Here is an 8,900-nt window from a genome sequence, read left to right as displayed (position 1 = left end):
GCCTATAAAAGCTGGAAATTGGAACGATATGGAAGAATTGTGCCTACAAACTCCAACTCCTATCGCACTTGATGAAGAACTGATCGGGATTATAGATTTCAACGAAAAAAAGAAACTTTTAGAAAAAATAAAACCACAATATATCATCTTAAAGCCTGCTTTGGTAGGAGGTTTTTCAGGTTCCGACGAGTGGGTGTCTTTAGCTGAACAGCAACACATCGGTTGGTGGATCACTTCAGCTTTAGAAAGTAATATTGGTCTCAATGCGATCTCACAATATACTTTTACAAAAGAAAATAAAATGCCTCAAGGTTTGGGTACCGGAAGTTTGTTTACGAATAATTTTGAAACAAACCTATATCTAAACGGAGAACAGTTGTTCTTTAAAGGGTAAATCGGTTGATTAAACTACCCCGTTTACAAAAATTGCCTTTTTGATATATTCAATAATATCAGAAAAATGCTTTCTTATTTTTTTCATGGTGATATTATGTTAAAATTAGGAATGTAAATATCCGAAAAAATTTTCAATTTAAAGTGAATTTACTTTTAAATTTATCATTTTCATAAACACTTAAATTTTCCTAAATTTGCAAATTGTCGGATACCACGACATCTTAAAGCGAATTTTAATGGAAGAAGAAAAAAAATCACTCAATTTTATTGAGCAAATTATCGAAGATGATTTGGCAAACGGTCTGAGAAATGATCAGATCCGTTTCCGTTTTCCGCCCGAACCAAATGGTTATCTGCATGTAGGTCATACAAAAGCGATCTGCATCAATTTCGGTTTGGGTGAAAAATACAATGCTCCCGTAAACCTTCGTTTCGACGATACGAACCCTGAAAAAGAAGAACAGGAATTCGTAGATTCTATTATGAAAGACGTTGAATGGCTAGGTTTCAAATGGGATAAAGTTTTGTACGCCTCCGATTACTTCCAGCAGCTTTACGATTGGGCAGTTCAGTTGATTAAAGAAGGTAAAGCTTACGTAGATGAGCAGCCTTCTGAAGTGATTACTGAGCAAAGAAAAAATCCTGCAGAACCGGGAATTGAATCGCCATACAGAAATCGTCCTGTTGAAGAATCTTTAGATTTATTTGAAAGGATGAAAAACGGCGAATTTGAAAGTGGTTCAATGTCTCTTCGTGCAAAAATCGACATGGTTTCGCCCAACATGAATATGCGCGATCCTGTGATGTACAGAATTTTGAATAAACCTCACCACAGAACCGGTACAGACTGGAAAATTTATCCGATGTACGACTGGGCTCATGGTGAATCTGATTATATTGAACAAATCTCGCACTCGCTTTGCTCTTTAGAGTTTGAAAACCACAGACCGCTTTACAACTGGTATTTAGACCAGGTTTATGAAGAAGGAAAGGTGAAAAACAAGCAAAGGGAATTTGCTAGAATGAACGTTTCTTATATGATTACTTCCAAAAGAAAACTACAAAGGTTGATTGCCGAAAAAGTAGTTAACGGTTGGGATGACCCTAGAATGCCTACGATTTCCGGAATGAGGAGAAAAGGATTCACCGCAAATGCGATCAGGAATTTTATAGATAAAGTAGGGGTTGCAAAAAGAGAGAATTTAATTGAAATTCAATTATTAGATTTCTGCGTACGTGAAGATCTAAATAAAGTAGCCAAACGTGTGATGGCGGTTGTGGATCCTATTAAATTAGTGATCGAAAATTATCCTGAAGAGCAGGTAGAATGGCTAACTACAGAAAATAATAACGAGCAGGAAGATGCAGGAACGAGAGAAATTCCGTTCTCGAAAGAATTATATATTGAGCGTGAAGATTTCAAGGAAGAAGCTGGTAATAAGTTCTTTAGGTTGAAATTGGGCGGTGAAGTCCGTTTAAAATCTGCTTACATCATCAAAGGTGAAAGAGTAGAGAAAGATGAAAATGGCGAAATCACCACAATTTATGCATCGTATGACGAAAAAACTAAGTCAGGAAGCGGAACCGAGGAAAGTTTAAGAAAAGTAAAAGGTACTATTCACTGGGTTTCTGCGAAACACGCAATTCCTGTGGAAGTAAGAAATTACGAGAAATTGTTTACTGTTGAACAACCTGATGCAGAAAAAGATGTAGACTTTTTGAATTTCATCAACCCTGAATCTGTCAATGTTATTCAAGGATTTGGTGAGCCTGGTTTAAAGGATGTTGCTGTGGGTGAACCACTTCAGTTCCAGAGAATAGGTTATTTCACGAAAGATCAGGATTCTACAGATACAAATTTTGTGTTCAATAGAACCGTGACTTTAAAAGACTCTTATAAGCCGGAGTAAAAATTTATTTATACCAATATAAATGAAACAGGGCTTAATTTTTTAAGTCCTGTTTTTTTATTTAAACACGAATCACACAAATGTTATTCACAAATTTTCACAAATATAAATTGTGTAATTCGTGAAAAAATTAGTGCTGTTTGTGTTTAAAAAGTCCCAAAGGGACGATTTAACAAAGGATAGGATAAAGTCCTATCTAAAAATTCAAACAATAACGATGATCATAAATATTAAAATAAAATTATGAAAATAATAAAATTATACACCAACTCATTCAAAGGACTTTCCCGGGAAAGTTGGATGTTGGCGCTCGTAATGCTCATCAACCGTGCAGGTTCGATGGTACTTCCTTTTTTGGGAGTTTATATGACGGCTCATTTAAAATTCAGCATAGAAAATACGGGGATTGTACTTAGCTTTTTCGGAATCGGTTCTGTAATCGGTTCTTGGCTGGGAGGTTTTATTACTGATAAAATTGGGGAATATAAAGTTCAGTATCTCAGTTTATTGCTTAGCGTTCCTTTGTTTTGTTTAATTCCGGTTTTTAAAACGGAAATAGGAGTTGCTGCCATTATTTTAGTACAGAGTATCGTGAGCGATTCATTTCGTCCGGCAAACTCAGTTGCGATTACCAAATATGCAAGACCTGAAAATATCACAAGAGCATTTTCTTTAAACCGAATGGCGGTCAATTTAGGCTTTTCGATCGGTCCTGCTTTAGGCGGAATTTTGTCAGCCATTTCTTATGAATTTTTATTCCTTTCAAATGCTTTGGCTGCTTTATTGGCAGGAATTTTATATATTATTTTCTTCAGAAAACGTAATAAACTGGCAAAACTGAGAGCAAGAAAAGTACAAGAAGCGATTGAAATTAAAAAAGAAAATTCACCTTATCGGGACGGTAAATTCTTAATTTACTGTTTTCTGTGTATGCTTTTTTCAATTTGTTTCTTTCAGTTATTCAGTACGTTAACAATTTTTTACAAAGATACCGCACATTTAAGCCAGCAAAATATCGGTTATTTACTGGGTTATAGCGGATTTATAGTTGTGTTGCTTGAAATGGGTCTCGTTCAGATTGCCGAAAAATATCTGAGTCTTGCCAGAACCATGTTTTTAGGAACCTTCATTTGCGGACTTTCTTATGCGATGTTAGGCTTCGATTACAGTATTATAACCTTAGTGATTTCAATGACTTTGCTGTCTGTTGGTGAGATTTGGGCATTGCCTTTTATGTCGACGATTACCGCTTTAAGATCAGGGCAAAATAATAAAGGAGCTTATATGGGTCTGAATGGAATTTCTTTTTCGGTTGCATTTATTGTCACTCCCTATTTGGGTACTTTAATTGCCGAAAAATTAGGATTCACCATTTTATGGATTGGTACGGGAATTTTGGCGACAATCATTGCTGTTGCCTTCTATTTTATTGTTCCGTGGATGATTGAAGATAAAAAAGAAATTTTAGATTAAATGTAAAAAAGGAATAATTAAGTCAGTCTTGTCGAAGTTTAAATTTTGACAAGACTTTTTTTATACCACAATTTTAGATTTCATCGTTAAACAGTATAGTTTTTGCTATTCTTTGTCCGATGGCAAAAATATACTTTCTTTTACCTTTTTTTTCAGCAACAATTTTATTTTCTCAGAAAAAAGATTCTGTCAATTTAATTTCAGAAGTAAAAATTGATGCATATAAAAAACCGACAACTTTCATAGCTTCTACCAAATCAGTTTCGGTAGTTTCTGAAAATCTGCTTAATCAAAATACACCGGAAAGAATGCTGGAATCGATCAACCAGATTTCCGGAGCAAGAATGGAAGAACGTTCCCCTGGAAGTTACAGAATTTCACTTCGTGGAAGTACACTACGTTCGCCTTTTGGAGTTCGGAATGTGAAAGTTTATCTTGATGATTTTATTTTATCTGATGCTTCAGGAAACACCTATTTTAATGTGATTTCTCCCGAACTTATTGACCGGATGGAAATTTACAAAGGTCCGGAAAGTGGAGATTATGGCGCTGTAACTGGTGGAACGATACTTTTAAAAACAAAATCTTCAGAAAATTTATCAGCAAATTTGTCAACCGGAAGTTATGGGACATTTAACCAGAGTTTTGATTTTTCAAAGCAAATGGGAAAACATTTTGTAGAAATTTTTCAAAATTATTATCAGACCGATTCATATCGTGAACAGGCGAAAGTTCAGCGGAAACAGATTTTTATAAAAGATAATTTTCAGTATTCTGAAAAAGGAATTTTAAAAGGAATGATTATGTATTCTGATCTTGATTATCAAACTCCGGGCGGATTGACGCTGGAGCAAATGAATATTGACAGAAAACAGGCAAGACCAAAAACGGCAACGCTTCCCGGTGCTTCTGAACAAAATGCAGGAATCAGAAATAAAATGATTTTGGCAGGGCTTTCAAATGAATATCAATTCTTACCAAATTTTTTACATTTTATTTTAGTTCAAGGTTCTTATGTTGATTTCGAAAACCCTTTTATTAGCAATTTTGAAAACAGGTTTGAAAAGAATTTTGCTCTGAGAACGCATTTTAATTATGAAAAAAACTGGGATAAAATTTCTTTAGCTTACCGATTGGGTTTTGAAGGCAACCCGCAAAATTTTGACCAGATAAAAAACAGCTCAGGATTTTATTTTCTTTCGCAGAAATTAAATTTTAACGAAAAACTTTTCACCGATATTTCTATCAGTTTAAATTCAAATTCTTACGATTGGGAAAGGCTTTTTCCAGGAACAGAAAACGGGAAAGTTCATTTTAAAAACCAATGGCTTCCAAATTTTGGAGTAACTTACCTTTTAGAAAAAGGATTTTCAATCAGAGGGAAAATCGGAAAAGGAAATTCTGCACCGACTAATGAAGAAATTCGTTCTTCGAATCAGCAATTTAACTTAAATTTAAGCCCGGAATACGGCTGGAATAAAGAGATCGGGATCCGGAAACAATTTGGAAATTTCTTTTTTGCAGAAGCAAGTTATTTTGATTTTCGTCTTGAAGATGCCATTGTAAGGCGCCAAAATGAAGCAGGACAGGAATATTTTGTCAATTCGGGGAAAACCGTTCAAAAAGGCTTCGAAGTTTTGCTGGAATCTAAAAACTTTGATCTTAAAAATGACTTTTTCAGCCAGTTTAAATTCAGATTTTCTGGAAGTTTTTATGATTTTAAATTTAAAAATTATCAGCAAAACGAAAATGATTTTTCGGGAAATGATTTAACCGGAGTTCCGGGAACGACAATAAACAGTTTATTAAATTTTACTTTTTTCAAAAAGCTAAATGTTGATTATTCTCATTTTTACACCTCAAAAATTCCTTTGAACGATGCCAATTCGGTTTGGTCTGAACATAGTTTGATCGGAAATATCCAGTTCAGATTTCCTGTAGATTTTGAAAAATCGAGGGTCAATTTATATTTTCAGATACAGAATTTGTATAACGAAGATTATGTTTTAGGGTTTGATGTCAATGCTTTTGGAAACCGATATTACAACCCTGCTGCAAAAAGAAATTTTGTCTTGGGAATGAAGGTTGATTTTTAATGTCATTGCGAGAAGCGACGAAGCAATCTTTATTAATTTTGCTTATCATGAAATTGAGATTGCTTCGTCACGTTATTCCTTGATGACGTTACTTTGAAAGGATATTTTTAACAATCATTTCTGCGTGAATTCTTGAGTTTTCTATAAACCAGAGATGCGTGTCTTTTCCGCCGCAAACTACGCCTGCCAAATATAAATTTTCAATATTGGTTTCCATAGTTTCAGGGTTGTAAACAGGGTTCAAGCATTCTTCCTGCAAATCGATACCTGAGTTTTTAAGGAAATCAAAATCGGGAAGATAGCCTGTCATTGCCAAGACAAAATCGTTTTCGATTTCGTGTTCTTTACCATTTTTATCTTTGAAAATAACAGAATGTTCTTTAATTTCAATTAATTCAGCATTAAAATGTGCAGTGATGCTGCCTTCTGCAATCCTGTTTTCAATATCTGGTTTTACCCAATATTTTACATTTTCAGAAATCTCAGAATTACGAATGATCATCGTTACTTCTGCTCCTTTTCTGTAAGTTTCCAAAGCGGCATCGACCGAAGAATTACTTGATCCGATAACGATGGGTTAATATTGATGTTTTTCTGTCTCGTAATTCCCTGATAATACTCCAGAGCTTCCTGTCTTCCGGGCTTTGGAGCGGTTGAGATAAAAGGGATTTCGTCAATTTCCAATTTATCTGCCGTAGAAAAAAACTTCATATATAAAGGATAGTTATAAAGTGAATTTACAATCGTTCCTTTTTCGATGATTAAATAATTTAAGTTGTACTTCTTGGCTTCGAGCGCACAGTTCAGACCAATTGGTCCTGCTCCGATAATCAGAATATCTAAAATTTCCATCTAACAAAATTACAAAAAAGCTTGAAGCTAAAGGCTTTTAACAATAAGTCAAAATCGATACTTTTGATATTTAAACTCTATTTAATTTAACATAATATTGAAGTTGACAGTTGAAACTGGCATTGCTTTTGGACTTTTTCGAAAAATTTTACAATGAAAAAAGCTTTTTTGGCATTCATACTTTTAGCAGCATTATCATGTGAAAAAAAGCAGGATAAAAGTCCTGCAGTTTCTACGGATAACCTGAAAAGATCAAATGAAAGAAGTGATACGCAACAGGAAGCATTGTCTAAAGAAGTAGCGCTGAAAAAGATGAATGATGAACTTTTGCAGGCATTGAAAGTTGGCTATTATGATGCTTTTGCAAATTATATTCATCCTGAAAGAGGCGTAAGATTTTCAATGTACGCATTTGTTAATCGTAATGAAGACAAGCATTTTTCGAAAATTGACTTTGAAAAATATCTGCCTGCAAAAACTATTTTTACCTGGGGTTCCAGAGACGGATCGGGTGAGATTTATAAAGCGACCATCAATCAATATCTTAAAAACTGGGTTTTTCGTAAAGATTTTACAAAATCTGATTATGCGTTTGATACATTTTTAGGAAAGGGAAATTCTCTTAATAATTTAAAGGAAATATATCCCAATACCGATTTTACAGAAAATTATATTGCCGGATCTGAAGAAAACGGCGGGATGGACTGGAACGCACTCCGATTTGTTTTTGAAGAATTTGAAGGCAAATATTATGTAATTGCTGTGATCAATGATGAATGGACCATTTAAATTTCTTCCCTAAAAGTGAATCCAATAAAGTTGTTTATAAAATTTCAGTAAGCTTTTTAGTCAGATTCTTTCTTGAAAATTGGTCAATATTTTGCGTGTTTTGCAAAAGATTTCCTTTTTTCCACAATTCAAATTTTTCAAAAATAAATTTTTCAATTTCTTTGAAATCATCATAACTAAAATGTTTTCCGGATTTTGTTTCATCTAAAATTTTAGAAACGTCAGCTCCATTCGGGCCAAAAGAAATAATCTGTTTTCCTGTTGCTAAATATTCAAATATTTTCCCGGGAATTATGCCCTTCGAAGAATCATTCGGGAAATTAGTAATTAACAAAAGAGAAGACTTCGCCATTTCATCAACGGCTTTGTCATGAGAAACATACCCAAGATTTAAAATATGATCTTTTAAGCTTGATTTTTCAATTGTCTCTAAAATTTTATCATCAATTCTTCCGACAAATTTTAAGTTGAAATTTTCAGCAAAATCTGAATTGTTCTTTACTAAATTATCGAGTGCTTTCCAAAGGTTTTCAGGATTTCTTAACTGCTCTAAAACACCTATATAGCTTAAAGTGAATTTTGAAGCCTTCTCTGTCATGCTGAGCGAAGTCGAAGCATCTGTTTCATCAAAACCGTTGGTGATGCAAAAAGCATTGGCTCCGTTTTTACGGAAATTTTCTGCGTCTGTATAGCTTGTTGCCAAAGTGATGTCTGCATTTTTGAATACTTCAGATTCAAGGTGGTGGTGTTTTTTGTCTGATTTTTTTGTCAGTTTTAAATGCTTGTAATAAGAAATTTCAGTCCACGGATCACGGAAGTCTGCGATCCATTTTAAATCGGGGAATTTCTTTTTTAAATTTAAACCAATCAGGTGCATCGAATGAGGCGGTCCTGAAGTAACAATGGTCTCAATATTATTGATTTTCAGATATTGTTCAAGAAATTGTGTGGAAGGTTTTACCCAGAAAACACGTGCATCAGGAATGAAAAAATTTCCTCTTACCCAAATCGAAAGCTTCGATTTCCAGCTTTGATTGTTTCCTACATCAAATTGTCCGGCTTTGAATTTTTTATTACTTTTATTAAGTTTTTCAGCCAATTGATAAGGCTCCCATATTTTTGTTCTCACGATTTCCAAATCTTCTGGAACATCTTTCAATAAGCTTTCATCCAATAAAGGATAGCTCGGATTTTCGGGCGTGTAAATGATGGGTTTCCAGCCAAATTCGGGAAGATATTTTGCAAATTTCAGCCAGCGCTGTACTCCCGGTCCTCCAGCAGGAGGCCAGTAATAAGTGATGATAAGGATTTTTTTTTCCTGCATAATTTAAGATTCCGAAGGAATAAATCTTAAAAAATCTTAACTTCTTAACTGAAATCTTAA

General features: G+C 34.2%; 6 protein-coding genes and 1 pseudogene. 5 read left to right on the top strand and 2 right to left on the bottom strand.

Translation table 11 applies throughout. The features are described from left to right. From AB4Y90_RS06065 to AB4Y90_RS06050, 4 genes are all read left to right on the top strand, one after another. Positions 1 to 394 (top strand): enolase C-terminal domain-like protein (locus AB4Y90_RS06065; RefSeq protein WP_441556529.1); only part of this gene is annotated, 394 nt, incomplete at its 5' end. A 238-nt stretch (positions 395 to 632) separates the two neighbouring features. Further along, on the top strand, positions 633 to 2,306 hold the full coding sequence (locus AB4Y90_RS06060) for a glutamine--tRNA ligase/YqeY domain fusion protein (protein ID WP_441556528.1): 1,674 nt from the start codon (positions 633 to 635) through the stop codon (positions 2,304 to 2,306). Positions 2,307 to 2,549: 243 nt separating this feature from the next. Continuing rightward, positions 2,550 to 3,779, top strand: a complete 1,230-nt coding sequence (locus AB4Y90_RS06055; RefSeq protein ID WP_441556527.1) for an MFS transporter — start codon at positions 2,550 to 2,552, stop codon at positions 3,777 to 3,779. 119 nt (positions 3,780 to 3,898) lie between these two features. Continuing rightward, a complete protein-coding gene (locus AB4Y90_RS06050) occupies positions 3,899 to 5,875 on the top strand; it encodes a TonB-dependent receptor (RefSeq protein WP_441556526.1) in 1,977 nt (658 codons plus the stop codon). A gap of 88 nt (positions 5,876 to 5,963) precedes the next feature. Here the strand turns inward: AB4Y90_RS06050 and AB4Y90_RS06045 are convergent. Beyond that, positions 5,964 to 6,727, bottom strand: a pseudogene (locus AB4Y90_RS06045) (NAD(P)-binding domain-containing protein). Between the two features lie 153 nt (positions 6,728 to 6,880). Here AB4Y90_RS06045 and AB4Y90_RS06040 point away from each other — a divergent pair. Beyond that, positions 6,881 to 7,516, top strand: a complete 636-nt coding sequence (locus tag AB4Y90_RS06040; protein WP_441556525.1) for a hypothetical protein — start codon at positions 6,881 to 6,883, stop codon at positions 7,514 to 7,516. 34 nt (positions 7,517 to 7,550) lie between these two features. Here the strand turns inward: AB4Y90_RS06040 and AB4Y90_RS06035 are convergent, their stop codons facing one another. Then, a complete protein-coding gene (locus AB4Y90_RS06035; RefSeq protein WP_441556524.1) occupies positions 7,551 to 8,840 on the bottom strand; it encodes a glycosyl transferase family 1 in 1,290 nt (429 codons plus the stop codon). Positions 8,841 to 8,900 lie beyond the last annotated feature (60 nt).

This window comes from Chryseobacterium sp. 2TAF14, assembly GCF_052115105.1.
Classification (GTDB): domain Bacteria; phylum Bacteroidota; class Bacteroidia; order Flavobacteriales; family Weeksellaceae; genus Chryseobacterium.
Note: the sequence above shows the minus strand (reverse complement) of the source record. Positions and strands in the feature narration are given on the sequence as shown.

What these genes read in the sequence shown, in the direction of transcription:
- AB4Y90_RS06060 (WP_441556528.1), top strand. Translation starts at nt 633, where the DNA reads ATGGAAGAAGAAAAAAAATCACTCAATTTTATTGAGCAAATTATCGAA.
- AB4Y90_RS06050 (WP_441556526.1), top strand. Translation starts at nt 3,899, where the DNA reads ATGGCAAAAATATACTTTCTTTTACCTTTTTTTTCAGCAACAATTTTA.
- AB4Y90_RS06040 (WP_441556525.1), top strand. Translation starts at nt 6,881, where the DNA reads ATGAAAAAAGCTTTTTTGGCATTCATACTTTTAGCAGCATTATCATGT.
- AB4Y90_RS06035 (WP_441556524.1), bottom strand. Translation starts at nt 8,840, where the DNA reads ATGCAGGAAAAAAAAATCCTTATCATCACTTATTACTGGCCTCCTGCT.
- AB4Y90_RS06055 (WP_441556527.1), top strand. Translation starts at nt 2,550, where the DNA reads ATGAAAATAATAAAATTATACACCAACTCATTCAAAGGACTTTCCCGG.